Below are 25,371 nucleotides of genomic sequence, written 5' to 3'. Positions count from 1 at the left end.
TTCTGCAAGTCGGCCCTGGCGCGTTACACCCAGTGGGACTTCATCGAGCTGGTGTGCAAGCATGGCGTGCCCTACCACGAGAAAAAGCTGGGCCAGCTGTTCTGCGACAACAAGGCCAGTGACATCCTTGACATGCTCCTGGCCGAGTGCGACGAAGCCGGCGCCGAAATCCGCATGCACACCAGCATCGAGCAGATCGACAAGACCGACAGCGGCTACCTGCTGCGCACCAGCGCTGGCCCATTCGCTTGCCAGTCGTTGGTGATCGCGACGGGCGGCCTGTCCATCCCGACGTTGGGTGCGACCGGTTTCGGCTACCAGGTGGCCCGACAGTTTGGCCATACCTTACTGCCAACCCGCGCGGGCCTGGTGCCGTTCACCATCACCGAGCCCCAGCTCAAGGCCATGTGCACCGAACTGTCCGGCACCTCGCTGGACTGCACCGCCAGTTGCAACGGCACCAGCTTCCGTGAAAATCTGCTGTTCACCCACCGGGGCCTGAGCGGCCCGGCGATCTTGCAGGTTTCTTCATTCTGGGAAGCTGGCGATACGCTTGAGATCAACCTGTTGCCTGACCGCGATGCGCTGGACTGGTTGCACACCCAGCAAACCGAGCGCGGCAATGCTGAACTCAGGACCGTACTGGGCGAGGTGTTCACGCGCAAGCTGGCCACTTTGCTGGCCGAGCAGTGGTTCGAATCCAAGCCGATGAAGCAGTACACACCGGCCGAACTGGCCCTGATCGCCGACAAGCTGGCACGCTGGCAACTGGTGCCTGCCGGCACCGAAGGCTACCGCACCGCCGAAGTGACCCTGGGCGGCGTGGACACCCGTGAGGTCTCGTCCAAGACGATGGAGTCGCTCAAGAGCCCGGGGCTTTACTTCATCGGTGAAGTGCTGGACGTGACGGGGCACCTTGGCGGCTTCAACTTCCAGTGGGCCTGGGCATCGGCCAACGCCGCGGCGCAGTTCGTCTAGGGTAGAATCCAACGCGCAGCACGGAACGCTTCTTGCTGGCACGTGCTCAATAGCGGGTGGCGGGGCATCTGGCTGCCCGCTCATCGCTACGGTATTTCTACGATCACTGCCCGGCAGGCCATCATGTCATCGAGCTCGTTACGTCATTCATTGCGTCGCCTGTGGGGCCAGGACAAGTTCAGCTACAGCATCCGGGTGACCATTGCCCTTACCGGCAGCCTTGCCCTGTGCTGGCACCAGAACGAAATGGCCCTGTTGATCCCGCTGTTTCTGGGCATCATCGCCAGTGCCCTGGCTGAAACCGATGACAGCTGGCAAGGCCGCCTCAGCGCCCTGGCGGTCACCCTGGTGTGTTTTGCCATCGCGGCGCTCGCGGTCGAACTGCTGTTCCCCTACCCCCTGATCTTCGTCTGCGCCCTGGCCCTGGCAGCGTTTGCCTTGACCATGCTGGGCGCTTTGGGCGAGCGCTACGGCGCCATCGCATCGGCAACGCTGATCACAGCGGTGTACACGATGATCGGTGTGGACCAGCGCGGCGGGCAGGTGACGGACTTCTGGCACGAACCCATGCTGCTGGTGGCGGGTGCGGCCTGGTATGGGCTGCTCTCGGTGCTGTGGCAGGCATTGTTTTCCAACCAGCCGGTGCAGCAAAGCCTGGCGAAACTGTTCTTCGAACTGGGCAGCTACCTCAAGCTCAAGGCCAGCCTGTTCGAGCCTGTCCGCACCCTGGACGTCGAGGCACGTCGGCTTGAACTGGCCCAGCAAAATGGCAAGGTGGTGGCGGCCCTCAATGCGGCGAAGGAAATCATCCTGCACCGGGTGGGCAACAGCCAACCCAACTCCAAGGTCAGCCGCTACCTGAAACTCTACTTCCTGGCCCAGGACATCCATGAGCGGGTCAGCGCCTCCCACTACCCCTACAATGCACTGGCCGAAGCCTTCTTCCACAGCGATGTGATGTTCCGGTGCCAGCGCCTGCTGCGCAAGCAAGGCGCCTCGTGCCAGGAGCTGGCACGCTCGATTCGGCTGCGACAACCTTTCGTGCTGGCCAGCGGCTTTACCGAGGCACTAGAAGACCTCAACGCTTCGCTCGAACACCTGCGCGGCCAGAACAACCCGGCCTGGCGCGGGCTGCTGCGCTCATTGCGTGCACTGGCGGCCAACCTGGCCACGCTCGATCGCCTGCTCGGTGCTGCAAGCAATCCCGACAGCCTGGCCGATGCCAGCGACAGCAGCCTGCTGGACCGCTCGCCGCGCTCGCTCAAGGACATGGGCAAGCGCCTGCGCACGCAATTGACGCCCACCTCGCTGCTGTTCCGCCATGCTCTGCGCCTGCCGCTGGCCCTGTCCATCGGTTACGGCATGGTACACCTGATCCACCCAACCCAGGGCTACTGGATCATCCTCACCACCCTGTTCGTGTGCCAACCCAACTACGGGGCGACCCGGCGTAAACTGGTGCAGCGCATCATCGGCACCGCCGTAGGCCTGACCGTTGGCTGGGCGCTGTTCGACCTGTTCCCCAACCCGGTCATCCAGTCGCTGTTCGCGGTCGTGGCGGGGGTGGTGTTCTTCGTCAACCGGACCACGCGCTACACCCTGGCCACGGCCGCGATCACACTGATGGTGCTGTTCTGTTTCAACCAGATCGGCGATGGCTACGGGCTGTTCCTGCCAAGGCTGTTCGATACCCTGATCGGGAGCCTGATCGCCATCCTTGCCGTGTTTCTGTTCCTGCCCGACTGGCAAGGCCGCCGCTTGAACAAGGCGCTGGCCAACACACTGATCTGCGCCAGCGAATACCTGCGCCAGATCATGCAGCAATATGCCTACGGCAAGCGCGACGACCTGGCCTATCGCCTGGCGCGGCGCAATGCCCACAATGCCGATGCAGCGCTGTCGACGACCCTGGCCAACATGCTCATGGAGCCTGGCCACTTTCGCAAGGAGGCCGATGTGGGCTTCCGCTTCCTGGTGCTGTCGCACACCCTGCTCAGCTACCTGTCGGGACTGGGCGCCCACCGCGACACGGCCCTGCCGGCCGAGGCACGGGAGCACTTGATCGAGGATGCGGGCAGCCGCCTGGCGAACAGCCTTGAGGAGATAGCCAATGGCCTGGCGGCGCGTTCACCGGTAGCGATTCACAGTGATGCCGAAGAAGCGCTCGCCACCGCTCTTGAACAGATGCCCGAGGAGGTGGATGAACATCAGCGCCTGGTACAGACGCAACTGGCATTGATCTGCCGCCAGTTGGCCCCTTTGCGCACGTTGGCGGCGCATTTGATCAAGAAGGATGCTTCGGCAGGTAACGCCTCGCGTTAGGTCTGGCGCGAGGGTATATAGCCTGTTTTGCCTACGAAGACGGGTAAATCTCCAGGCGCTGCGGACCGGCCATGATCAGCTGCGAAGCTCAAATCCGAAGCCACTGCCAAGCCGGCGCCTGGGAATGCCACCCGCTCGCCTAGAACCCATACTGATGCAGTAACCGGTCATAACTGCCATCGGCCTTCATGGCGGCGATGGCCGCATCGAAGCGCGCGACGATCGACTGGTGGTCCGGATGCTTCAGGCTGACCAGGATGTGCAGCGGGTTCTCGCCCAGTACAGGCTCCATCAGCTCTACCTTGTCACGCACATTGTCCGGCTCGCGCTGCAGGTGATAGCGGGCCACGTACTCGTCCTCCACGGCCAGGCTTACACGCCCCGCCGCCAGCATGCGCACGGCGGACGAAAAGGTACTGACCGCAACCTTGTGCAAGCGGGTATTGCCGTCGAACGCGCTCGAGTAGGCGTAATCACGCACCACGGCGATGCTGTAGGGGTACAGGTCCGAGAGGTGCTCGTAATGCAGGCCCGCGTCCTTGCGCTGCAGCAGGCGGATGCGGTTGCTCAGGTAGGCGCTGGAAAACTGCCCGATGCGTGCGCGCGCGTCGTTGTGCCAGGCGTTGATCAGTATGTCGTAACGGCCGTCACCGACGCCTGCCAGGGCCCGCGCCCAGGGTGCCTCCTCGAAGCTGCTGCTGTAGCCCGCCCGCGTCAGCGCCGTGGTCACGATGCTGATGGCCAAACCGCCGCCAGGCATGCTGGCGTCAGTGAAGGGCGGCCAATGGTCCGATACCAGCCGCAGCTTGGCGGCGGCTGCGGCCGGGGGCACCATGACAGTGGCCAGTAACCCGAGAACACAAAGCATCAGCCGCATGCCCAAGCCCTTGTGCGGTGAAGAAACGTACACTGCGAATGAGCTTACACAAAGGCTCTGGCCGGGGCAGCGGCCAATAGTGTCATCTAGCCTCTATTCTGGCCGAACCTGCGATTTTTATTGCAGCGGCCTTAGCGGGTACAGGTCAGGGATACCCCAGTACTTGGCGTACCTGATTCAGGTGAAGCTCGATCCACTGCCGGTCGATGGCCCCCCAGTCCTGTATACGGTAGTGACCTGCGTGATTGCGCGCGCCTTCCTGCTGCTCGAAGGTGCAGACGATGTCCAGGTCGGCCAGCGCCGCAAGGGTGTCCTGGGCCGTGCGCCGGGGCATGCCCGTAGCCTGCATCAGCGCAGGCACGCTGGTAGCGGTCTGGCTGTCGATCAGCCAGGCGACGTAAAGACGGCGGTAGAAACTGCTTTTTGTCTTGCTCACTTCCATGCTGCGGGGTCCTCAAGCGTTGCCCGGCAATTCCCGATAGGTCAGGTAGACGCGCAGGTCGAATTCCAGTTGATGGTAGTCCGGCTCCATGTGCTGACAGAGCTGGTAAAACGCCTTGTTGTGGTCACGCTCGCGCAAATGCGCCAACTCGTGCACCACGATCATGCGTAGAAATTGCGGCGCGGCCTCCTTGAACAGCGAGGCGATGCGGATCTCCTTCTTGGCCTTGAGTTTGCCGCCCTGCACGCGTGAGACAGCAGTGTTCAGGCCCAGCGCCCGGTGGGTCAGGTCCAGGCGGTTGTCGAACAGCACCTTGTCCAGCGGAGGTGCACTGCGCAGAAAACGCTGGCGCAGTTCCTGGGCGTAGCCGTACAGGGCCTTGTCGCTTTGTACCTCGTGGCGCTCTGGATAGCGCTTGTGCAGGTACTCGCCAAGGCGGTCGCTGTCGATCATCTGCCGCACTTGCTGTTGCAGGTGCGGTGGGTAGGCTTGCAGGTAGCGTAGGACGGTCATGGCAGTACGGTCGGCGTAACGAGCGCCAATTCTAACCCGCCAGCGGATCAGGCCAGGGGAAAATTGCCGGGAAGTTGCCGGCATCGGCAGCTGTCATGGGGTGCGCTACCAGAAAGCCCTGAACGTATTCGCAGCCTGCGGCTTTAAGCCATTGAGCCTGAGCCTGGGTTTCAACGCCCTCGGCAATCACGGTGATCCCGTAATCGGCACACAGCCCGATGACGCTGCGTGCCAGCGCCGCATCGGTCGACGCGTCCGGCAAGCGCGCCACCAGGTGGCGATCGAGTTTCAGGGTGTCGATGGGCAAATCGCGCAGCATGCGCAGCGAACAGTCACCGGCGCCGAAATCGTCCAACGCCACCCGCACACCCAGCGCACGCAACCGGTCGACCTGCTTGACCGCCGCATCGATGTTGTACATGAGCGAGGTTTCGGCCACTTCCACTTCCAGGTGCGCCGGCTGCAGGCCATAGCGCTGGATGACCCGTTGCAGCTCCTCGACCAGGCTTGGCGAGACGAACTGGGCCCGGCTCAGGCTGATGCCCAACACGATGTCGGTCGCAAAGCGTTGATACCAGGCCTGGCGCTGGGCAGCACTCTGACCGTAGATCCAGCCGGCCAGGCGGTTGATCAGCCGCGCCTCCTCGAGCAGGGGGATGAACAGGCCTGGCGGCACATCGCCAACGCTGGGGTGCTGCCAACGCAGCAGGGCTTCGAAGCCGCGCAGGCGACCATCGGCGAAGGCCACTTGCGGCTGGTACACCAGGGTGAAATCCTGCTGCTCGATGGCTGTACGCACGCCGTCTTCGAGCATCAGGCGGGAGCGGGCGCGGCCATTGAGCTCCTGGTCGTAGAAGCGATACTGCTGGCGCCCTGCCTGCTTGGCAGCGTACATGGCCGCATCGGCTGCGCGCAGCAAGCCTTCTACGTTGCCACCGCAGTCAGGGTACGTGGCGATACCGATGCTCACGCCCAGGCACACGTCCAGCCCATCGATCTGATGGCTGATGGCAATGCGCTCGAGCAGCCGCTCGGCGTAGCGCCCGGCTTGCTCGGCATAGGGCAAGCCGTCGAACAGCGCGGTGAATTCGTCCCCGCCCATGCGTGCCAACAGCGCTTCACTGCCCAGGCAATCCTTGAGTTGCTCGGCCACCCAGCGCAGGACCCGGTCACCGGCATCATGACCAAGGGAGTCGTTGATACGCTTGAAGCCATCGAGGTCCATGTACATCAAGGCCTGCGCCCGGTCCGAACGCTCATTGCGCAGCAACGCCCCTTCGGCCGCCTGGTAGAACCCACGGCGATTGAGCAGACCGGTGAGCGGGTCGGTAATGGCTTGGTATTCGAGCTGTTGGTGCAGGTTGTGCACCGCCGACATGTCCAGCACGGTTACCACCATCGCCTGTTGCTCGGCAGGCAGGGGCGCACATGACAAGGCCACCGGCAGCAGCTCGCCGCTCGGGCGACGCAACTGGGCGTCATGCATGCGGTGGATGCGCCTGGCCAGATAGCTTTGGTGGAACGTCGAATCCTGCCACGTACTCGGCGTGCTCAGCTGCAACAGCCCCAGCAGATCGACGTTCTGCAACTGTTCGATAGGCGTTGCCAGCAGGGAGCAGATAGCCGGGTTGGCGAAGCGGATGATGCCCCCGGCATCCACCACCAGAATACCCTCGGCCGCATTGTCCAGAATCGATGCATTGAAGGCGCGGGCCTCGTCGAGTTCACGGGTCAGCGCCTGCAGGCGCCGCCGATTGCGCTGCTGGTCGAGCAGGGCCTGCACCTTGGGCTTGAGAATCCGCGGGTCGAACGGCTTGAACATGTAGTCCACGGCGCCGTTGGCATAGCCTTTCAACACGGCGGCCTGGGACTGCTCGTTGGCTGTCAGGAAGATGATGGGCGTGAGTTGGGTTCGCTGGCTGCCGCGCATCAGGCGAGCGACTTCGAAGCCGTCCATCTCAGGCATGTGCACATCCAGTAAAACCAGGTCGACATCGTTTTCCAGCAATGCGCTCAGGGCTTCTCGGCCCGAACTTGCCGTCAGCACCAGCCAATCCTGGCGCGACAACAAGGCTTGCATACTGATGAGGTTCTCTGGGTAATCGTCGACTACCAGAAGCACCGAGCTGCCATCCTGTGGCATGAGTTGAAGGTGAGCGCCATCCATGCTGCATCTCTGTTATATGACCGACTACAAACTGGCCGTTGGATCCAGTTTTACCCCAGGCATGAGCTGATAGCACGCATCACAAGCCAAAAACCATCAGCCACTGACTGAAGGTAGCCGACCGATCGCGGTTTCGCTGACATTCTGTGACATGCAATGGCAGAACGCTTTCGCAGCCACCGCCAGAAACGAAAAACCCGCATCGCTGCGGGTTTTCCGGGGGCCGGTTTGCTTAGTTGACTTTTGCGGCCAGCTCGCCTTTGGCGTAGCGCTGGAACATGCCTTCCAGGGAGATCGGCTTGATCTTCGAGGCATGGCCGGCAGTGCCGAATGCTTCGTAACGGGCGATGCACACGTCGCGCATGGCTTTTACGGTTTCAGCGAAGAACTTGCGCGGGTCGAACTCGCTCGGGTTCATGGCCATGTGACGACGGATGGCACCGGTGGACGCCAGACGCAGGTCGGTGTCGATGTTGACCTTGCGCACGCCGTACTTGATGCCTTCGACGATTTCCTCGACCGGCACACCGTAGGTTTCCTTGATGTCGCCGCCGTACTGGTTGATGATCGCCAGCCACTCCTGCGGTACAGAGGAGGAGCCGTGCATCACCAGGTGGGTGTCGGGAATGCGCTTGTGGATTTCCTTGATGCGGTCGATGGCCAGCACGTCACCGGTAGGCGGCTTGGTGAACTTGTAAGCACCGTGGCTGGTGCCGATGGCGATGGCCAGGGCATCGACCTGGGTCTTCTTGACGAAGTCGGCAGCTTCTTCAGGGTCGGTCAGCATCTGGCTGTGGTCGAGCACGCCTTCGGCACCGATACCGTCTTCCTCACCGGCCATGCCGGTTTCCAGCGAGCCCAGGCAGCCCAGTTCGCCTTCTACCGACACACCACAGGCATGGGCCATGGCAACGGTCTGCTGGGTGACGCGCACGTTGTATTCGTAATCGGTCGGGGTCTTGCCGTCTTCGCCGAGCGAGCCGTCCATCATGACCGAGCTGAAGCCCAGCTGAATGGAGCGCTGGCAGACATCCGGGCTGGTGCCGTGGTCCTGGTGCATGCAAACCGGGATGTGCGGGAATTCTTCGATGGCCGCCAGGATCAGGTGACGCAGGAACGGCGCACCTGCGTACTTGCGCGCACCGGCCGAGGCCTGGACGATCACAGGGGAGTCGGTCTTGTCAGCCGCTTCCATGATGGCGCGCATCTGCTCAAGGTTGTTGACGTTGAAAGCCGGTACGCCATAACCGAACTCGGCGGCGTGGTCCAGCATCTGGCGCATGCTAATGAGTGCCATTGTGTATCTCTCTCCCGACAAGCGTCGTTGTTTCGTGCAAGCCTGCCGCAGGGGCAGTTGCTGTTCAAGTAGTGTGGGCCACCTAGCGGCCCGGCCAGTCACGGTGCCTTGCAGCCCCGCCCTATCAGATCGTTGGTCGCCACCCAGTACACCAAGCCCTCTTCGCCCTTGGTGTGGAACGCCAGCATGCCGTCGCTGTACAGCGCGCCGGAGGCGCCGGGCTCGGCCTTGAGCCGGTACACCTGGTCGCCGCCGCCAAGGCGTACGTCAACCTGGTCACGCTGGGGGTCGGCAAACCGCCACAGCACTTCGGCCTGGGTGTCGCAGACCCACCGGGTCCAGTTGTCCGCCGGCGCGGTCTGCGCCGGTTGCAGCAGTGAACATCCTGCCAGTGTCGCCAGGGCCATTACGGCCAAGAGCGCTTTCATTCAGTTACCTCGATGGGCAGCACACAGCCCTTCTCCAAGACCACAAACCTGCCTGCAGGTTGCCAGCGGCCCGATCAAGGGCAGCCGGGCGCCTTGCGCTGGTGCTCTTCGTCGTACTTTTCCAGCCCTTCCGGGCCTACGCGCTTGCTGATCACTGGCACGGTTTCGGCTTGCCATTCGGACTGATAGCAACCGCCCTTGGGCGGTTGCGCCGGGTCGTCCTGGGCATCCGGGCTGCCGGCGCAGGCGCTCAGCAGCCCGACCAGCAGCAACACAGGCAACTGCTTGGCCATCAGGCCACTCCTTTTGCCAGGCGCCGTGTTCATCAGGCTTTGGCCCGCTCTTCGAGCATGGCCACCGCTGGCAGAACCTTGCCTTCGACGAACTCGAGGAAGGCGCCGCCACCGGTAGAAATGTAGGAGATATCCTGGCTGACGCCATATTTGTCGATGGCTGCCAGGGTATCACCGCCACCGGCGATGGAGAACGCGGCGCTGTCGGCGATTGCCTTGGCCAGCACCTGGGTGCCATTGCCGAACTGATCGAACTCGAATACACCAACCGGGCCATTCCACAGGATGGTCTTGGAGGACTTGAGCAAGTCGGCGAACTGGGCGGCGGTCTGCGGACCGATGTCCAGGATCATGTCGTCGGCCGCAACATCGGCAATGGCCTTGACGGTCGCTTCGGCGTCTTCGGCGAAGGCCTTGGCAACCACCACATCGACAGGCAGCGGCACGCTGACCTTGGCGGCAATGGCCTTGGCCGTTTCGACCAGATCGGGCTCGTACAGCGACTTTCCGACCGTGTGCCCGGCAGCCGCCAGGAAGGTGTTGGCGATGCCGCCACCGACGATCAGCTGATCGCATACCGAGCTCAGGCTGTTGAGCACGTCCAGCTTGGTGGACACCTTGGAGCCGGCGACGATGGCGGCCATTGGCTTGGCCGGGGCCTTCAGCGCCTTGCCCAGGGCATCCAGCTCAGCTGCCAGCAACGGGCCAGCCGCCGCGACCTTGGCGAACTTGGCAACGCCGTGGGTGGAACCCTCGGCGCGGTGAGCCGTGCCGAAGGCGTCCATCACGAACACATCGCACAGCGCCGCGTACTGCTGGGCCAGCTCATCGGCGTTCTTCTTCTCGCCCTTGTTGAAGCGCACGTTCTCGAACAGCACCAGCTCGCCTGCCTTGACCTCGACGCCACCCAGGTAGTCACCCACCAGCGGCACGTCACGGCCCAGCGCCTTGCTCAGGTACTTGGCAACCGGTTCAAGGCTGTTCTCGGCAGAGAATTCACCTTCAGTGGGGCGGCCCAGGTGCGAGCAGACCATCACCGCCGCACCCTTCTCCAAGGCCAGCTTGATGGTCGGCAGCGCTGCCTGGATGCGCGCATCGCTGGTCACCACACCGTCCTTGACAGGCACGTTCAGGTCTTCGCGAATCAGTACGCGCTTACCTTGCAGGTCGAGGTCGGTCATCTTCAACACGGTCATGAATGCGGTCCTTCAGGGCTGTTTGTTGCGGGTTGGGTGGACGACGTGCAGAAAATGTCCGGCAACGTCGAGCATACGGTTTGCAAACCCCCATTCGTTGTCGAACCAGGCCAGCAGGTTGACCAGGCGCGGGCCTGATACACGGGTCTGGCTGGCATCGACGATGGCCGAATGCGGGTCGTGGTTGAAATCACAACTGGCGTGGGGCAGCTCGGTGTAGGCCAGCAGCCCCTTGAGCGGCCCGGTCAGCGCCGCCTCGCGCAGTACCCTGTTGACCTCGGCTGCGGTGGTGTCGCGAGCGGTCTGCAAGGTGATGTCCAGGCACGAGACGTTGACCGTCGGCACGCGTACCGCTTTGGCCTGGATTCGCCCGGCAAGTTCCGGGAGCAGACGCTCGATGCCGCGCGCAAGGCCGGTGGACACCGGAATCACCGACTGGAACGCCGAACGGGTACGGCGCAGATCTTCATGGTGATAGGCGTCGATCACTGGCTGGTCGTTCATGGCCGAGTGAATGGTGGTGATCTGTACATAGTCGATGCCAAATGCCTGATCCAGCACCCGCAGCAGCGGTACACCGCAGTTGGTGGTGCACGAAGCATTGGAGACCAGCCGCTCAATGCCGGTCAGGCAGTGCTGGTTGATGCCGTACACCACCGTGGCATCGACGTCAGCCTCGCTGGCCATGGGCTGGGAGAACAGCACCCTTGGCGCACCGGCCTCGAGAAAGCGCTGGCCATCGGCACGGGTGTTGTAGGCGCCGGAACACTCCAGGACCAGGTCCACGTCCAGGGCCGCCCAGTCGATGCCTTCGGGCGTGGCGCTGCGCATCACCTTCACGCAATCGCCATTGATGTGCAGGCAATCGCCATCGACCTTGACCTCGCCGGGAAAGCGCCCATGGGTGGAGTCGAAGCGGGTGAGGTATTCCAGGCTGGCCTGGTCGGCCAAGTCGTTGAGTGCGACGATCTCGAAATCGGCCCTGCTGCCCCGCTCGAACAGCGCGCGCAGAACACAGCGGCCGATACGGCCATAACCGTTGAGTGCAACTTTATAGGGACGCAAGTGGGACATTCGTTGACTCGCTAAGCGTGATGGCTTCGAGGCCGCATGGCGGCCTATCGCGGCACAAGGCCGCTTCCACAGGTACTACGCCGTGGCTGGCGACAGTACCTGTGGAAGCGGCCTCATGGCGCGATGGAGGGCGACGCCCTCCCCTCGCACGACCAGGAGGGCATCCTGCCCTCCCTGATACATCAGTCTTCCAGCAGCTCTTCGGCGGTACCGAGGATGTTCTCCAGGGTGAAGCCGAATTCTTCGAACAGTGCCGAGGCCGGCGCCGACTCACCGTAGGTGGTCATGCCGATGACGCGGCCTTCGAGGCCGACGTACTTGTACCAGAAGTCGGCATGTGCCGCTTCGATGGCGATACGGGCACTGACTTCCAGTGGCAGCACCGACTGCTTGTAGGCAGCATCCTGGGCATCGAACACGCTGGTCGATGGCATGGACACCACGCGTACATTGCGGCCTTGCTCGGTCAGCTTGTCGTAGGCCTGAACGGCCAGGCCCACTTCGGAGCCGGTGGCGATCAGGATCAGCTCAGGCTCGCCAGCGCAATCCTTGAGCACGTAGCCGCCACGGCTGATGGCAGCGAGCTGCTGCGCATCGCGGGCCTGGTGCTGCAGGTTCTGGCGCGAGAAGATCAGCGCCGATGGACCATCCTTGCGCTCCAGAGCGTTCTTCCAGGCCACGGCGGACTCAACGGCATCCGCCGGGCGCCAGGTGTCCAAGTTCGGCGTGGTGCGCAGGCTGGTCAGCTGCTCGATCGGCTGGTGGGTCGGGCCGTCTTCGCCCAGGCCAATGGAGTCGTGGGTGTAGACATGGATCACGCGCTGCTTCATCAGCGCCGACATGCGCACGGCGTTGCGGGCGTATTCCATGAACATCAGGAACGTCGCGCCGTAAGGCACCAGGCCGCCGTGCAGTGCCACGCCGTTCATGATGGCGGTCATGCCGAATTCACGCACGCCGTAGAACACGTAGTTGCCGCTGGCATCGCCAGCTTCCACGCCCTTGCAGCCCTTCCACAGGGTCAGGTTGGAACCGGCCAGGTCCGCCGAACCGCCGAGGAACTCGGGCAACATCGGGCCATAGGCGTTCAGGGCATTCTGGCTGGCCTTGCGGCTGGCGATGGTTTCGCCCTTGGCCGCCACTTCCTCGATGTAGGCCTGGGCCTTTTCGCTGAAATCGGCAGGCAAGTCACCGGCCATGCGGCGCTTGAACTCTGCGGCCAGCTCCGGGTGCGCCTGAGCGTAGGCGTCGAAACGCTGGTTCCACTCGGCTTCGGCCTTGGCACCGGCTTGCTTGGCGTCCCACTCGGCATAGATGTCGGCGGGGATTTCGAACGGACCGTGGTTCCAGCCCAGTGCCTGACGGGTCAGGGCAATTTCGTCGTTGCCCAGCGGCGCGCCGTGGGACTCTTCCTTGCCCTGCTTGTTCGGCGAGCCGAAACCGATGGTGGTCTTGCAGCAGATCAGGGTCGGACGGTCGCTCTTGCGGGCGGTCTCGATGGCCGTCTTGATCTCTTCGGCGTCGTGGCCGTTGACGTTGCGGATCACCTGCCAGTTGTAGGCTTCGAAGCGCGCCGGGGTGTTGTCGGTGAACCAGCCATGCACTTCACCGTCGATGGAAATGCCGTTGTCGTCGTAGAAGGCAACCAGCTTGTTCAGCCCCAAGGTACCGGCCAGCGAGGCCACTTCGTGAGAAATGCCTTCCATCATGCAGCCATCGCCCAGGAACACATAGGTGTTGTGGTCGACGATGGTGTGGCCGTCACGGTTGAACTGGGCCGCCATGACTTTTTCGGCCAGGGCGAAGCCCACGGCGTTGGCGATGCCTTGGCCGAGCGGGCCGGTGGTGGTCTCGACGCCAGGGGTGTAACCGTGCTCCGGGTGGCCAGGGGTACGGCTGTGCAGTTGACGGAAGCCCTTGAGGTCGTCGATCGACAGGTCGTAGCCGGTCAGGTGAAGCAGCGAATAGATAAGCATCGAACCGTGGCCGTTGGACAGCACGAAGCGGTCGCGATCGGGAAATGCCGGGTTGCTCGGGTTGTGCTTGAGGTAGTCGCGCCAAAGAACCTCGGCGATATCCGCCATGCCCATGGGGGCACCGGGGTGGCCGCTGTTGGCCTTTTGCACGGCATCCATGCTAAGGGCACGAATGGCGTTGGCACGTTCACGACGGCTGGGCATCGCTGATCTCCTGGGGGCTTGAATAGGTGGTGATACGAAAAAGGCGTCCATTTTCGCCCACTGGGGCGCTTGGGGCAAACATTTAAGCAGCAAGCGGCGTGCATTGGTCCGATCATCGACCGCAATGGCAACACAAGGGTAATGGCTAATGGGCAACGGACCTGCAATATCAAAACTTTTTGATATAGGCCTTGCTAGGGCAACGATGCCTGTCTAGACTCCCGCACCATGAACCTTCGTGCGCAAGCGATACCGGAACAACGCGAGGCACTGGCCGCCCTGTGCAAGGCCAGTGGCGACGAGTTGCGCCTGAATGTGCTGCGCGCCCTGGCCAACGATTCCTTCGGCGTGCTGGAGCTGGCGCAGATCTTCGACATCGGCCAGTCGGGCATGAGCCACCACCTCAAGGTGCTGGCCCAGGCCGACCTGGTAGCCACCCGTCGGGAAGGCAACGCCATTTTCTATCGCCGCGCCCTGCCCGACAGCTTGCGCTTGGGCGGACGCTTGCACGCCGCGCTGCTCGACGAGGTCGATGACCTGGCCTTGCCCGCCGAGGTGCAAGGCCGCATCGCCCAGGTGCAGCAGCGCCGCGCGGCAACCAGCCAGGACTTCTTCCTGCGCGTGGAAGAGCGCTTTCGCGCCCAGCAGGACCTGATCGCAGGCTTGCCGCAATATCGCGAGAGCCTGCTGGCGCTGCTCGACAAGCTGCATTTCGACCCAAGCGCCAGCGCGCTTGAGGTCGGCCCCGGCGATGGGGGGTTCCTTCCGGACCTGGCTCGGCGTTTTGCGCAGGTTACCGCGCTTGACAACAGCCCGACCATGCTCGAACTCGCCCGCCAGGTCTGTCAGCGCGAAGGGCTGGACAACGTGAACCTGCAGTTGGCCGATGCACTGGGTGCAACGGATGTGGTCGCCGACTGCGTTGTGCTGAACATGGTCCTGCATCATTTCAGCGATCCGGCCCTGGCGTTGTGCCAGCTGGCCAAACGGGTGAAGGCAGGCGGCAGCCTGTTGATCACCGAATTGTGCAGCCATGACCAGGGGTGGGCGCGGGAAGCCTGCGGCGACCTGTGGCTCGGCTTCGAACAGGACGACTTGGCCCGCTGGGCCAACGCGGCAGGCCTGTCCCACGGGGATAGCCTGTACGTAGGCCTGCGTAACGGTTTCCAGATCCAGGTCCGCCATTTCCAGCGGACGGCTGGCGACATACACCATCGGTAAATTTCAGGAACCTTCGAGATGAGCGAATACTCCCTTTTCACCTCCGAGTCCGTGTCCGAAGGGCATCCGGACAAAATCGCCGACCAGATTTCGGACGCCGTGCTGGACGCGATCATCGCCCAGGACAAGTACGCCCGCGTCGCCTGTGAAACGCTGGTCAAGACCGGCGTGGCGATCATTGCCGGCGAGGTGAGCACCTCGGCCTGGGTCGACCTCGAGGACCTGGTACGCAAGGTCATCATCGACATCGGCTACAACAGCTCCGACGTCGGCTTTGACGGTGCCACCTGCGCCGTGATGAACATCATCGGCAAGCAGTCGGTGGACATTGCCCAAGGCGTCGACCGTTCCAAGCCAGAAGACCAAGGCGCCGGTGACCAGGGCCTGATGTTCGGCTACGCCAGCAACGAGACCGAAGTGCTGATGCCAGCGCCGATCTGCTTCTCGCATCGCCTGGTCGAGCGTCAGGCCGAAGCACGCAAGTCCGGCCTGCTGCCCTGGCTGCGCCCGGATGCCAAATCGCAGGTCACCTGCCGTTACGAAGGTGGCAAGGTCGTGGGTATCGATGCGGTGGTGCTGTCCACCCAGCATAACCCCGAGGTGTCGCAGAAAGACCTGCAGGAAGCGGTCATGGAGCTGATCGTCAAGCACACGCTGCCTGCCGAACTGCTGCACAAAGGTACCCAGTACCACATCAACCCGACGGGCAACTTCATCATCGGCGGCCCGGTCGGTGACTGCGGCCTGACCGGTCGCAAAATCATCGTCGACTCCTACGGTGGCATGGCCCGCCACGGCGGCGGCGCGTTCTCGGGCAAGGACCCGTCCAAGGTCGACCGTTCCGCCGCCTATGCCGGCCGCTACGTGGCCAAGAACATCGTCGCCGCCGGCCTGGCCGAGCGCTGCGAGATCCAGGTCTCGTATGCCATCGGCGTGGCCCAACCGACCTCCATCTCGATCAATACCTTCGGCACTGGCAAGGTGTCGGACGAGAAGATCATCCAGCTGGTGCGCGAGTGCTTCGATCTGCGTCCATACGCCATTACGACCATGCTCGACCTGCTGCACCCGATGTACCAGGAAACCGCTGCTTACGGCCACTTCGGTCGCACCCCGCAGCAGAAAACCGTGGGTGACGACACCTTCACCACCTTCACTTGGGAACGCACTGACCGCGCTGAAGCGCTGCGTGACGCTGCCGGCCTGTAATTTCCTACAGCGCTGAGCGAAAGCCCCTGCCGAGCAATCGGCAGGGGCTTTTTTGTGACATATCGCCTGACAAACCGCCCGAGGCGAACACCGTGAAAACCCCATAGGCTCGGCACACTTCAAGCCACGCAAGGAAGCGGGCCATGCCAATCGTATTGCTGCTGATCATGGTGGTGTTGCACCTGCCGCCGACCTGGGCCAACCCGTGCCCGGACTGGACACCGGCACGCTCACACGCACAGATCGCCCAACTGAGCGCAACGCTCGCCCATTGGGACGAACGTTATCATCGTGACGGCGTGGCACTGGTGGCCGATGAGCTGTATGACCAGAGCCGCGATCACCTGGCCATGTTGCAGCGCTGCGTTGGCCTTGCGACCGAGGCCTCGCCGCTGGCCAGGGCGGGCGGTCCGGTCGTCCATCCCGTGCCGCACACCGGCGTGCAGAAGCTGGCCGACTTCCAGCGGGTTGCCGGCTGGATGACTGGCAAGACCGACCTGTGGGTACAGCCAAAGGTCGATGGCGTGGCGGTGTCACTGATCTACCGCCAGGGCCGGCTGACCCAGTTGATCAGCCGAGGCGACGGGGTCCGGGGGCACGATTGGAGCCGCCATATCCCACAACTCGAAGGGATTGTCCGGCAGCTGCCCCGCCCGCTCGATCTGTCGCTGCAAGGCGAGCTCTACTTGCGCCTTGAAGGCCACATACAGGCAAGCGCAGGGGGCCTCAATGCCCGTGGCACGGTCGCCGGCCTGCTCGCTCGCCATCAGATCGACGAGGAACAAGGCGCCCGCCTCGGTCTGTTCGTCTGGGAGTGGCCCAAGGGGCCTGAACAGCAAACCGAGCGCCTGTCGCAGCTGGCCCAACTGGGCTTTGCGGACAGTCAGCGCTACAGCGTTGCGATAAACACCCCCGAAGAAGCTGCGCGGTGGCGGGACCACTGGTTCGGCACGCCGCTACCCTTCGCCAGCGATGGGGTGATCCTGCGCCAGGGCGAACGCCCGCCTGCCCAACGCTGGCAGGCCAAGGCGCCGTACTGGATCGCAGCCTGGAAATACCCCTACGCACAAAAATTGGCGCAGGTGCGCGAGGTGCGCTTCCAAATCGGACGCACAGGTAAGGTCACCCCCATCGTTCACGTCGAGCCGGTGACCCTCGATGACCGACGCGTGACCCGTGTCAGCCTGGGCTCGCTGTCACGCTGGCAGGCATTGGACGTTCGTCCAGGCGACCAGATAGCCATCAGCCTGGCAGGGCTGACCATCCCCCGTTTCGACCAGATCGTGCATTACTCGGTCGAGCGCCAGCCAGTCACTGCACCGGCAGTCGACCAATACCATGCCCACAGCTGCTGGCGTGCCGGAGAAGGCTGTAATGAGCAGTTCATCGCTCGCCTCAGCTGGCTGGCCGGCAAACAAGGCCTGGCCCTGCCAGGAACGGGCCCAGGCACCTGGCGACGACTGGTCGAGGCAGGCCTGGTTTCGACGATGACCGACTGGCTGGAGCTCGATGCCGGGCGCCTGCAACAGGTGCCAGGCATCAGCACCCTGAGGGCAGCCCAGTTGCTGGCCGCCTTCGAACAGGCCCGCTTGCGTCCATTCACACAATGGGTTCGCGGTATCGGGACACCTATCGGCAAGGGGGTGGCGCTGCCCGGTGACTGGCCGACGGTGGTTGCCCAGACGCGTGGGCAGTGGCAAGCCCAGCCTGGCATCGGCTCGAAACGGGCGGACGAACTTGCGCGATTCTTCGCCAGCGCCGAGGTGCAAGCCATTGGGTCACATCTGGCCGGGCAAGGTGTAGACGGGTTCTCGGAGCAGCCGCTCAGGCCTGAGCAATGATTATTTACCAAAAAAACTGTAGGAAAAGCCGGAGATTTAGCGGCCCAGTCTTATCAAGGGTTCCTAAATGGCCAAAACCAAGGCAGGATTTCCATCCAGAATTTTTCTCGTTGCCCTGCCCCGTCCAGGAGGCTTTTCATGAAACGCTTTTCTTCCCTTTTTCTGCTCGCGGCCTTGGGCCTGGGCGCAGGCGCTGCACAGGCCGCCGCGCCCGATGCCGGCCTGACCGGTTGCGATGCCAAGCGCAGCGCGATCGAGAACCAGCTCAAGATCGCCCGTGAGCACGGCAATGCCGCGCAGGCGGCCGGGCTGGAGGAGGCCTTGCGTGGCGTGGCCAACTGCACCGACGCCAGCCTGCGCAAAGAGCGTGAGCAGAAGGTGCTCGATGCGCGCCATGAGGTGGCTCAGCGGGAGAAGGACCTGAAAAAGGCCGAGAAGAAAGGCGACGCCGAAAAAATCAACAAGCGCAAGGACAAGCTCGCCGAGTCCCGCAAGGAACTGCAGGACGCGGTAGACGACCTTGACCGCTGAGGCCAGCGCCTGAGGCGGCGCACGGGCCAGCCGCTGCCTGCCGCGCCATTCAATGGTTACGAAATTCGCTGTGGCACGCCCGGCATGCGTTTTCGACCTTGTCCATGGGTGCCTTCAACTGCGCAGCGTCCAGCGACGGCTGGCGGGTCGCTTGCACCAGCGCTCCGGTAGCTGCCTCCAGCTGCCGGGCCAGGTCTTGAAAGCGCGCCTGCCGTTGCCACACCTCGGGGCGCGCCGCGCTGCCTTCGCCCTCGGGTACCTGCGCAAAGTGCTGCCAGGGTTGGTGAGACAGCGTATCCAGGGTGTCCGCCCCTTGGGCGAAGCGACCGGCGTCGAACGGCAGTCGACCACGCAACATGCCGCCCAGGTCCTCGCTTGTCTTGAGCATGTCCTTGAAGATGGCCTTGCGCTTGCCCAGTGGCGAGTTGGGGTCAACGCCCCCGCAACCTGTCAGGCCACTACCCAAGGTCAATGCTGCAAGCACCACAACGCCCAACCGCTTAAACATCTCGCCTACCCATGCCTGGAAAAAGGGCCGGCCAGTATCGCTGCCAATGGGCGAAAGACCAATAGCCACATAAAAAACAAGGGTGAACCGCGTGTTCGTCCATGACAGGAATACACCGATGAAACATGCCTTGCGCCACCTGGCCTGGACACTCCCGCTACTGGCCTTGCTGGCCGGCTGCGACAACGACCAGACGGCAAAGCCCGAGCCCCACGCCATCGCAACCTACGCGCCTGGTACCTGGAAAGACCTGCCCACGGTCAGCGACGAAGACCTGCTCGCCGGTTTCTATGCCTGGCGCAGCGGCTGCGAAAAGCTCAAGCGCGACCCGGTCTGGGCGGCCACCTGTGAAGCCGCCGGGAGCCAGCCGGCAAGCGCTGCACAGGTGCGCACCTTTCTCGAGCAGAACCTTGAGGTCTATGGCCTGCGTTCGGCTGACAACAGTGCCAACGGCTTGATCACAGGCTATTACGAACCTGTCTACCCTGGCAGCCTGACCCCCTCTGCCACCTATGATGTGGCGGTCTACGGCCCTCCCGAAGACATGATCACGGTGGACCTGGCCAGCGTGTACCCCGAACTCAAGGGCAAGCGCCTGCGTGGTCGCCTCGAAGGCCGCGTGCTCAAGCCCTACGACACTGCTGAGGTCATCAACCGCAACGGCGCCAAGGCCCCGGTACTGGCCTGGCTGACCGACCCGATGGACTTGCAGTTCCTGCAGATCCAGGGCTCTGGTCGCGTCCAACTGGAGGACGGGCGCCAGCTGCGCCTGGGTTACGCTGACCAGAACGGTCATCCGTATCGTCCGATTGGCCGCTGGCTGGTCGAGCAAGGGCAGCTGAAAAAAGAAGACGTGAGCATGGGCGCCATTCATGCGTGGGCCCAGTCCAACCCTTCACGGGTTCCCGAATTGCTGGCCAGCAACCCCAGCTACGTGTTCTTCAGCACGCGCCCCGACAGCAACGAAGGGCCACGTGGCTCGCTCAACGTTCCACTGACGGCGGGCTACAGCGTGGCTATCGACCGCAAGGTCATCCCGCTTGGCAGCCTGCTGTGGCTATCGACCACCCGACCGGACGGCAGCCCCGTTGTGCGCCCGGTCGCGGCCCAGGACACTGGGGGCGCTATCGCAGGCGAGGTTCGCGCCGACCTGTTCTGGGGGACCGGCCAGGCAGCCGGAGACCTGGCCGGGAACATGAAGCAGCAGGGCCAGATCTGGATGCTGTGGCCCAAGGGCCAACCGCTGCCTGAAGTGCCCAAGGTCCCGTGACGGGGGCCTCGGCACCGGGCGATGCGGTCAGGCCGAGACCACGAAGAACGCCACGATGATCGCAAGGCCAGCGAACCAGACCAGCGAGCGCAGTGCCGCCCAGTCGGCGAGGTAGCAGATGATGTAGAGCAGCCGACTGGTGATGTACATCACACCCAGCACATCCTGGGTCACCTGTTCGGCGTTGCCGACGATGTCTGCCACCAGCACAGCGGCGGCGAATGCCGGAAAGGCTTCGTAACCGTTCTGCTGGGCTGAGTGCGCGCGGCGCGGCAGCCCCGACAGGGTATCGAGGAAGGCGCGCGGGTCATGGTTGTGCTTCAAGCCGAACCGGCCGCTCGCCAGCTTGGCGATCAGCGCACAGAGCGGCGGCAGGATCAGCGCGATCAGGATGCACCACAGGGCAACGGTCATGGACAGGATTCCTCGTTTGTCAGTCGGTCAGAGCTTCATTACCAGCATACCTGCCAGTACCAGCCCGCAAGCTAGGAGTCTTGGCCCGCCGAAAGGTTCTTTGAGGTAGCGCATCCCCAGCAACACCACAAGGATCACGCTCAGCTCGCGCAGCGCCGCTGCCTCGGCCACCGACCCCAGGTGCATCGCCCAGAGCACCAGAGCATAACTGAACAGCACGCACAGGCCGACGGCCAGGCCCAGCCGCCACTGGGTTTTCCAGAACAGCACGAACGGTGCCCGTCGCGCCACTGCGGCCAGCGCGGGGAATTGCCAGGCACTGAGCAGCGTCAGCCACACCAAGTAGTCCCATGGCTTGCCCCATTCGCGCACGGCCTGACCGTCGAACCAGGTATAGCACCCGATGCACAGCCCGATCAGGGCCACCACCGGCAACATCGACCACGGCAGCCGGTCTCCGCCACCGCCCTGCCACAACAGGCAGGCCATGCCACAGGGAATCAGCAGAATGCCGATGATCTGCTGCTGGCTCAGGGGTTCTCCGGCAAACGCCAGGGTCAGCGCCAGTACGACCAGAGGCGACAGCCCACGCATCAGCGGGTAGACCAGGCCCAGGTCACCCACGCGGTACGCCTTGATCAGCAGCCAGCGGTACAGCTGCTCGGCAAACGCCGAAGCCAGCAACCAGGGCCAGATACCGGCAGGCGGGATGTCCACGAAAGCCACCGCAGGCATCACCAGGACCAGGGCCACCGTGTCCATGCTGGCAATGACCAGCAGGCGCTCGCCGCTGAATTTGATCAGGGTGTTCCAGGTCGCATGAAGCAAGGCAGCGATCAGCACCAGAGACGTGGCCAACACGCGGTGGGTCCTCAAGGGGTTACCGGACGCAGACTATAAGCCCTGGCCAGGTGAGCGCGTCAATCACGAAGCGGCCTCGCCACCCCCTGTTACAGCCCACCCACCGCCTTTGGCTGGGCGCTAATGGGAACGATTAATGCAAAATCGGTCAAACCCTGTGCCCCGAACCCCTCGTCAGGTCATCAAAGAGCTGCCCGAGTCATTCGGGTGACGACTTGGAAGCCACTGTTACAGGAATCGGGATGCTTGAATTAGTTGCCGCGTTTATCTGCCTTACCACCCTTCTCACCTATGTGAACTACCGATTCATCGGCCTGCCACCTGCGATCGGCGTGATGGTCACGGCCTTGCTGTTCTCGCTCATGCTTCAGGCATTGAGCCTGATCGGCTTTCCTGGCCTGGAAGCCCGCGTCGAAGCGCTGATGAACCAGATCGACTTCAATGACCTGCTGATGCACTGGATGCTGGCGTTCCTGCTGTTCGCCGGTGCCTTGCACGTGAACTTGTCCGACCTGCGCAGCTACCGCTGGCCCATCGGCCTGCTGGCGACCGTGGGCGTGCTGATCGCCACCGTGGTCATCGGCTACCTGTCGCACTGGGTGTTCGCGATGTTCGGCTGGCAGGTGCCGCTGATCTACTGCCTGCTGTTCGGCGCGCTCATCTCGCCGACCGACCCGATTGCGGTGTTGGGCGCCCTGCGTACGGCCAATGCTCCTAAACCCCTGAAGACCACCATCGTCGGCGAGTCGCTGTTCAACGACGGTACTGCCGTTGTGGTCTTCACCGTGCTGCTTGGCATCATCCAGCTCGGTGAAACCCCGAGTGTCGCCGACACGGCGCTGCTGTTCGTTCGCGAGGCCATCGGTGGCGTGTTGTTTGGCGGTGTGATCGGCTACGCCACCTACCGCATGATCAAGAGTGTGGAGCAATACCAGGTCGAGGTCATGCTGACCCTGGCGCTGGTGATCGGTGGCTCGGCGATGTGCTATGAGTTGCACGTCTCGGCCCCTATCGCGATGGTGGTGGCGGGCCTGATCATCGGCAACCTGGGGCGCAACCTGGCGATGAACGACATGACCCGTCGCTACATGGACGGTTTCTGGGAGTTGATCGACGATATGCTCAACGCGCTGCTGTTCGCGTTGATCGGCCTGGAGCTGCTGTTGCTGCCTTTCAACTGGCTGCACATGGCCGCCGGCAGTGTATTGGCGCTGGCCGTGCTGCTCTCGCGCCTGCTGACCGTGGCGCCGGCCATCGTGTTGCTGCGGCGTTGGCGCCCGGTGCCCAAGGGCACGGTGCGGGTGCTGACCTGGGGTGGCCTGCGTGGTGGAGTATCGGTAGCCCTGGCGCTGTCGTTGCCTTTGGGTGAAGAGCGTGACCTGCTGCTGTCGATCACCTACATCGTGGTGCTGTCCTCGATCCTGGTGCAGGGCCTGAGCATCGGCAAGGTGGTACGCAGGGTCAGCGTACAACCCTGAAAGAAGCGGGGCTGCACCCTGCAGCCCCCAGACCGTCACTCCACGGCGGAGTCGGGGAACTGGTCCTGCACGTACTTGATTTCGGTACGCCCGTGGGGCGCAGGCAGCCCGTCCTCGCCCAGGTTCACGAAGACCATGCGTTCGACGGTCAGGATGCTCTTGCGCGTGATCTTGTTGCGCACTTCGCAGCGCAGCGTGATCGAGGTGCGGCCGAACTCGGTGGCGGTGATGCCCAGTTCGATGATGTCGCCCTTGCGCGAGGCACTGACGAAATTGATTTCGGACATGTACTTGGTCACCACGCGCTGGTTGCCCAGCTGCACGATGGCATAGATGGCCGCTTCCTCGTCGATCCAGCGCAGCAGGCTGCCACCGAACAGCGTGCCGTTGGGGTTGAGGTCTTCGGGTTTAACCCATTTGCGGGTGTGGAAGTTCATCGGGACTCCTGAGCATCCTGGCTTGCGTAAAACGATGATGGCAGAGCGGCCAGCGCCGCTCCACCCAACATCGACTATCGTCTCGATTAATCGACAGAAAACCTTGGGGATGGTGCCGCACCCGGCTATAATCGTGGCCGTTTTACATGGCCGTCCACAGCGGCGCCATGCCCGCCACCTGTCCGAGGGGCGCTGCAGCAGGCTCGACCTGTCAGGCTCGGATGGGGCGTTGTCCGCTCCCGCGGACGCTCAACGCACAACGGCGCCCATTCGCACACTACGAATGGAGGCTCTGATGAGCGCTGCAAACATGCCTGCTGGTTTTACCGATTTCAAAGTTGCCGACATCTCCCTGGCCGCCTGGGGCCGTCGCGAAACCATCATCGCCGAATCGGAAATGCCTGCGCTGATGGGCCTGCGCCGCAAGTACCAAGCCGAGCAACCGCTCAAGGGTGCCAAGATCCTGGGCTGCATCCACATGACCATCCAGACTGCCGTGCTGATCGAAACCCTGGTCGCCCTGGGTGCCGAAGTGCGCTGGTCGTCGTGCAACATCTTCTCCACCCAGGACCAGGCCGCCGCCTCCATCGCAGCCGCCGGTATCCCGGTCTTCGCCTGGAAGGGTGAAACCGAGCAGGAATACGAATGGTGCCTGGAGCAGACCATCCTCAAGGACGGCCAGCCCTGGGACGCCAACATGGTCCTGGACGACGGTGGCGACCTGACCGAACTGCTGCACAAGAAGTACCCACAGGTGCTCGAGCGCGTCCACGGCGTGACCGAAGAAACCACCACCGGCGTGCACCGCCTGCTGGACATGCTGGCCAAAGGCGAGCTGAAGGTTCCGGCCATCAACGTCAACGACTCGGTCACCAAGAGCAAGAACGACAACAAGTACGGCTGCCGTCACAGCCTGAACGATGCCATCAAGCGCGGTACCGACCACCTGCTGTCGGGCAAGCAGGCCCTGGTGATCGGCTACGGTGACGTGGGCAAGGGCTCGGCTCAGTCGCTGCGTCAGGAAGGCATGATCGTCAAGGTTACCGAAGTCGACCCCATCTGCGCGATGCAGGCGTGCATGGACGGTTTCGAAGTGGTATCGCCCTTCCTCGATGGCCTGAACGATGGCACCGAAGCCAGTGTCGACAAGGCGCTGCTGGGCAAGATCGACCTGATCGTCACCACCACCGGTAACGTGAACGTCTGCGACGCCAACATGCTCAAGGCCCTGAAAAAGCGTGCCGTTGTCTGCAACATCGGTCACTTCGACAACGAAATCGACACGGCCTTCATGCGCAAGAACTGGGCATGGGAAGAGGTCAAGCCGCAGGTGCACAAGATCCACCGTACCGGCGCCGGCAGCTTCGATCCTCAGAACGACGACTACCTGATCCTGCTGGCCGAAGGCCGCCTGGTCAACCTGGGCAACGCCACTGGCCACCCAAGCCGCATCATGGATGGCTCCTTCGCCAACCAGGTCCTGGCACAGATCTTCCTGTTCGAGCAGAAGTACGCCGACCTGTCGGCCGAGAAGAAAGCCGAGCGCCTGACGGTCGAAGTGCTGCCCAAGAAGCTCGACGAAGAAGTGGCCCTGGAAATGGTCCGCGGTTTCGGCGGCGTGGTCACCCAGTTGACCAAGCAGCAGGCCGACTACATCGGCGTAACCGTTGAAGGCCCGTTCAAGCCAGACGCCTACCGTTACTGATCGGTACGCTTCAAGCGCCAGGCAGTGCCAGACCGTGGCATTGCCGCTTGAAGTGCACGCCTGAAAGAAACGTGAACGATGCCAGGCCAGGTCGGCCATCACCGACCTGGCTTCTACTTGCAGCTTGCA

General features: G+C 63.1%; 23 protein-coding genes and 1 riboswitch. Of the genes, 9 read left to right on the top strand and 14 right to left on the bottom strand.

The window, feature by feature from the left end:
• On the top strand, window positions 1–978 hold a 978-nt coding region (locus B2S33_RS16530; RefSeq protein WP_288650675.1), incomplete at its 5' end, for an NAD(P)/FAD-dependent oxidoreductase.
• Window positions 979–1,101: 123 nt separating this feature from the next.
• Complete coding sequence (yccS, locus tag B2S33_RS16525) at window positions 1,102–3,300, top strand: YccS family putative transporter (RefSeq protein WP_059183443.1); 2,199 nt, start codon at window positions 1,102–1,104, stop codon at window positions 3,298–3,300.
• Between the two features lie 139 nt (window positions 3,301–3,439).
• On the opposite strand, the gene B2S33_RS16520 is transcribed toward yccS, so the two are convergent.
• The 10 genes from B2S33_RS16520 to tkt all read right to left on the bottom strand — a co-directional run bounded on the left by B2S33_RS16520 (window position 3,440) and on the right by tkt (window position 13,767).
• Window positions 3,440–4,177, bottom strand: coding sequence for a substrate-binding periplasmic protein (locus tag B2S33_RS16520; protein ID WP_027914006.1), 738 nt, complete (start codon window positions 4,175–4,177; stop codon window positions 3,440–3,442).
• Window positions 4,178–4,322: 145 nt separating this feature from the next.
• On the bottom strand, window positions 4,323–4,619 hold the full coding sequence (locus B2S33_RS16515; protein ID WP_027914007.1) for a winged helix-turn-helix domain-containing protein: 297 nt from the start codon (window positions 4,617–4,619) through the stop codon (window positions 4,323–4,325).
• 12 nt (window positions 4,620–4,631) lie between these two features.
• The gene (locus B2S33_RS16510) at window positions 4,632–5,132 is read right to left on the bottom strand and encodes a M48 family metallopeptidase (RefSeq protein WP_023532914.1); all 501 of its coding nucleotides are present in this window, start codon (window positions 5,130–5,132) and stop codon (window positions 4,632–4,634) included.
• Between the two features lie 31 nt (window positions 5,133–5,163).
• Window positions 5,164–7,299: a putative bifunctional diguanylate cyclase/phosphodiesterase gene (locus tag B2S33_RS16505; RefSeq protein WP_027914008.1), complete on the bottom strand. Its 2,136-nt coding sequence runs from the start codon at window positions 7,297–7,299 to the stop codon at window positions 5,164–5,166.
• A gap of 232 nt (window positions 7,300–7,531) precedes the next feature.
• Complete coding sequence (gene fba / locus B2S33_RS16500; RefSeq protein ID WP_023533056.1) at window positions 7,532–8,596, bottom strand: class II fructose-bisphosphate aldolase; 1,065 nt, start codon at window positions 8,594–8,596, stop codon at window positions 7,532–7,534.
• A gap of 98 nt (window positions 8,597–8,694) precedes the next feature.
• Entirely contained in the window at window positions 8,695–9,024 is a 330-nt protein-coding gene (locus tag B2S33_RS16495; protein WP_027914010.1) for an MliC family protein, read from the bottom strand.
• A 74-nt stretch (window positions 9,025–9,098) separates the two neighbouring features.
• Window positions 9,099–9,350, bottom strand: coding sequence for a hypothetical protein (locus B2S33_RS16490; RefSeq protein ID WP_027914011.1), 252 nt, complete (start codon window positions 9,348–9,350; stop codon window positions 9,099–9,101).
• Complete coding sequence (locus B2S33_RS16485) at window positions 9,350–10,513, bottom strand: phosphoglycerate kinase (protein ID WP_028687244.1); 1,164 nt, start codon at window positions 10,511–10,513, stop codon at window positions 9,350–9,352. Before B2S33_RS16485 ends, B2S33_RS16490 begins: the two co-directional genes overlap by 1 nt.
• 12 nt (window positions 10,514–10,525) lie before the next feature.
• Complete coding sequence (gene epd / locus B2S33_RS16480) at window positions 10,526–11,587, bottom strand: erythrose-4-phosphate dehydrogenase (protein ID WP_140174829.1); 1,062 nt, start codon at window positions 11,585–11,587, stop codon at window positions 10,526–10,528.
• 182 nt (window positions 11,588–11,769) lie between these two features.
• Window positions 11,770–13,767, bottom strand: a complete 1,998-nt coding sequence (gene tkt / locus B2S33_RS16475) for a transketolase (protein WP_059183444.1) — start codon at window positions 13,765–13,767, stop codon at window positions 11,770–11,772.
• A 228-nt stretch (window positions 13,768–13,995) separates the two neighbouring features.
• Between tkt and B2S33_RS16470 the strand changes: the two genes are divergently transcribed.
• The 4 genes from B2S33_RS16470 (at window position 13,996) to B2S33_RS16455 (ending at window position 18,569) form a co-directional block, all read left to right on the top strand.
• Window positions 13,996–14,988 carry an ArsR/SmtB family transcription factor gene (locus tag B2S33_RS16470; protein WP_027914015.1) on the top strand — a complete coding sequence of 331 codons (993 nt, stop codon included), beginning with the start codon at window positions 13,996–13,998 and terminating at the stop codon, window positions 14,986–14,988.
• 18 nt (window positions 14,989–15,006) lie between these two features.
• On the top strand, window positions 15,007–16,197 hold the full coding sequence (gene metK, locus B2S33_RS16465) for a methionine adenosyltransferase (protein ID WP_023532964.1): 1,191 nt from the start codon (window positions 15,007–15,009) through the stop codon (window positions 16,195–16,197).
• Between the two features lie 143 nt (window positions 16,198–16,340).
• Entirely contained in the window at window positions 16,341–18,038 is a 1,698-nt protein-coding gene (gene ligB / locus B2S33_RS16460) for an NAD-dependent DNA ligase LigB (RefSeq protein ID WP_027914016.1), read from the top strand.
• 138 nt (window positions 18,039–18,176) lie between these two features.
• Window positions 18,177–18,569, top strand: coding sequence for a DUF1090 domain-containing protein (locus tag B2S33_RS16455; RefSeq protein ID WP_288650671.1), 393 nt, complete (start codon window positions 18,177–18,179; stop codon window positions 18,567–18,569).
• Window positions 18,570–18,618: 49 nt separating this feature from the next.
• Here the strand turns inward: B2S33_RS16455 and B2S33_RS16450 are convergent, their stop codons facing one another.
• The gene (locus B2S33_RS16450) at window positions 18,619–19,077 is read right to left on the bottom strand and encodes a c-type cytochrome (RefSeq protein ID WP_027914018.1); all 459 of its coding nucleotides are present in this window, start codon (window positions 19,075–19,077) and stop codon (window positions 18,619–18,621) included.
• 118 nt (window positions 19,078–19,195) lie between these two features.
• On the opposite strand from B2S33_RS16450, the gene B2S33_RS16445 reads away from it, so the two are divergent.
• On the top strand, window positions 19,196–20,347 hold the full coding sequence (locus tag B2S33_RS16445; RefSeq protein ID WP_027914019.1) for a murein transglycosylase A: 1,152 nt from the start codon (window positions 19,196–19,198) through the stop codon (window positions 20,345–20,347).
• A gap of 27 nt (window positions 20,348–20,374) precedes the next feature.
• Here the strand turns inward: B2S33_RS16445 and B2S33_RS16440 are convergent, their stop codons facing one another.
• Both B2S33_RS16440 and B2S33_RS16435 read right to left on the bottom strand, forming a co-directional pair.
• Entirely contained in the window at window positions 20,375–20,761 is a 387-nt protein-coding gene (locus B2S33_RS16440; RefSeq protein WP_023533046.1) for an MAPEG family protein, read from the bottom strand.
• 27 nt (window positions 20,762–20,788) lie between these two features.
• Window positions 20,789–21,622: a DMT family transporter gene (locus B2S33_RS16435; RefSeq protein ID WP_288650669.1), complete on the bottom strand. Its 834-nt coding sequence runs from the start codon at window positions 21,620–21,622 to the stop codon at window positions 20,789–20,791.
• Window positions 21,623–21,864: 242 nt separating this feature from the next.
• Between B2S33_RS16435 and B2S33_RS16430 the strand changes: the two genes are divergently transcribed.
• A complete protein-coding gene (locus tag B2S33_RS16430; RefSeq protein WP_049696726.1) occupies window positions 21,865–23,100 on the top strand; it encodes a cation:proton antiporter in 1,236 nt (411 codons plus the stop codon).
• Between the two features lie 35 nt (window positions 23,101–23,135).
• On the opposite strand, the gene B2S33_RS16425 is transcribed toward B2S33_RS16430, so the two are convergent.
• Complete coding sequence (locus B2S33_RS16425; protein ID WP_023533000.1) at window positions 23,136–23,537, bottom strand: acyl-CoA thioesterase; 402 nt, start codon at window positions 23,535–23,537, stop codon at window positions 23,136–23,138.
• A 178-nt stretch (window positions 23,538–23,715) separates the two neighbouring features.
• Window positions 23,716–23,812: riboswitch (S-adenosyl-L-homocysteine riboswitch) on the top strand.
• Window positions 23,813–23,832: 20 nt separating this feature from the next.
• Between B2S33_RS16425 and ahcY the strand changes: the two genes are divergently transcribed.
• On the top strand, window positions 23,833–25,242 hold the full coding sequence (ahcY, locus tag B2S33_RS16420; protein WP_027914022.1) for an adenosylhomocysteinase: 1,410 nt from the start codon (window positions 23,833–23,835) through the stop codon (window positions 25,240–25,242).
• The last annotated feature ends 129 nt before the right edge of the window (window positions 25,243–25,371 follow it).

The sequence above is a fragment of the Pseudomonas sp. UBA5568 genome (assembly GCF_002425525.1).
GTDB classification, from domain to species: Bacteria; Pseudomonadota; Gammaproteobacteria; order Pseudomonadales; family Pseudomonadaceae; genus Aquipseudomonas; species Aquipseudomonas fulva.
Note: the sequence above shows the minus strand (reverse complement) of the source record. Positions and strands in the feature narration are given on the sequence as shown.

Excerpts from the sequence above, each read along its gene's own strand:
- yccS (WP_059183443.1), top strand. The coding sequence starts at position 1,102 with ATGTCATCGAGCTCGTTACGTCATTCATTGCGTCGCCTGTGGGGCCAG.
- B2S33_RS16470 (WP_027914015.1), top strand. The coding sequence starts at position 13,996 with ATGAACCTTCGTGCGCAAGCGATACCGGAACAACGCGAGGCACTGGCC.
- B2S33_RS16450 (WP_027914018.1), bottom strand. The coding sequence starts at position 19,077 with ATGTTTAAGCGGTTGGGCGTTGTGGTGCTTGCAGCATTGACCTTGGGT.
- ligB (WP_027914016.1), top strand. The coding sequence starts at position 16,341 with ATGCCAATCGTATTGCTGCTGATCATGGTGGTGTTGCACCTGCCGCCG.
- B2S33_RS16495 (WP_027914010.1), bottom strand. The coding sequence starts at position 9,024 with ATGAAAGCGCTCTTGGCCGTAATGGCCCTGGCGACACTGGCAGGATGT.
- B2S33_RS16510 (WP_023532914.1), bottom strand. The coding sequence starts at position 5,132 with ATGACCGTCCTACGCTACCTGCAAGCCTACCCACCGCACCTGCAACAG.
- metK (WP_023532964.1), top strand. The coding sequence starts at position 15,007 with ATGAGCGAATACTCCCTTTTCACCTCCGAGTCCGTGTCCGAAGGGCAT.
- B2S33_RS16520 (WP_027914006.1), bottom strand. The coding sequence starts at position 4,177 with ATGCGGCTGATGCTTTGTGTTCTCGGGTTACTGGCCACTGTCATGGTG.
- fba (WP_023533056.1), bottom strand. The coding sequence starts at position 8,596 with ATGGCACTCATTAGCATGCGCCAGATGCTGGACCACGCCGCCGAGTTC.
- B2S33_RS16515 (WP_027914007.1), bottom strand. The coding sequence starts at position 4,619 with ATGGAAGTGAGCAAGACAAAAAGCAGTTTCTACCGCCGTCTTTACGTC.
- B2S33_RS16430 (WP_049696726.1), top strand. The coding sequence starts at position 21,865 with ATGCTTGAATTAGTTGCCGCGTTTATCTGCCTTACCACCCTTCTCACC.
- B2S33_RS16505 (WP_027914008.1), bottom strand. The coding sequence starts at position 7,299 with ATGGATGGCGCTCACCTTCAACTCATGCCACAGGATGGCAGCTCGGTG.
- ahcY (WP_027914022.1), top strand. The coding sequence starts at position 23,833 with ATGAGCGCTGCAAACATGCCTGCTGGTTTTACCGATTTCAAAGTTGCC.
- B2S33_RS16490 (WP_027914011.1), bottom strand. The coding sequence starts at position 9,350 with ATGAACACGGCGCCTGGCAAAAGGAGTGGCCTGATGGCCAAGCAGTTG.
- epd (WP_140174829.1), bottom strand. The coding sequence starts at position 11,587 with ATGTCCCACTTGCGTCCCTATAAAGTTGCACTCAACGGTTATGGCCGT.
- B2S33_RS16455 (WP_288650671.1), top strand. The coding sequence starts at position 18,177 with ATGAAACGCTTTTCTTCCCTTTTTCTGCTCGCGGCCTTGGGCCTGGGC.
- B2S33_RS16485 (WP_028687244.1), bottom strand. The coding sequence starts at position 10,513 with ATGACCGTGTTGAAGATGACCGACCTCGACCTGCAAGGTAAGCGCGTA.
- B2S33_RS16445 (WP_027914019.1), top strand. The coding sequence starts at position 19,196 with ATGAAACATGCCTTGCGCCACCTGGCCTGGACACTCCCGCTACTGGCC.
- B2S33_RS16440 (WP_023533046.1), bottom strand. The coding sequence starts at position 20,761 with ATGACCGTTGCCCTGTGGTGCATCCTGATCGCGCTGATCCTGCCGCCG.
- tkt (WP_059183444.1), bottom strand. The coding sequence starts at position 13,767 with ATGCCCAGCCGTCGTGAACGTGCCAACGCCATTCGTGCCCTTAGCATG.
- B2S33_RS16425 (WP_023533000.1), bottom strand. The coding sequence starts at position 23,537 with ATGAACTTCCACACCCGCAAATGGGTTAAACCCGAAGACCTCAACCCC.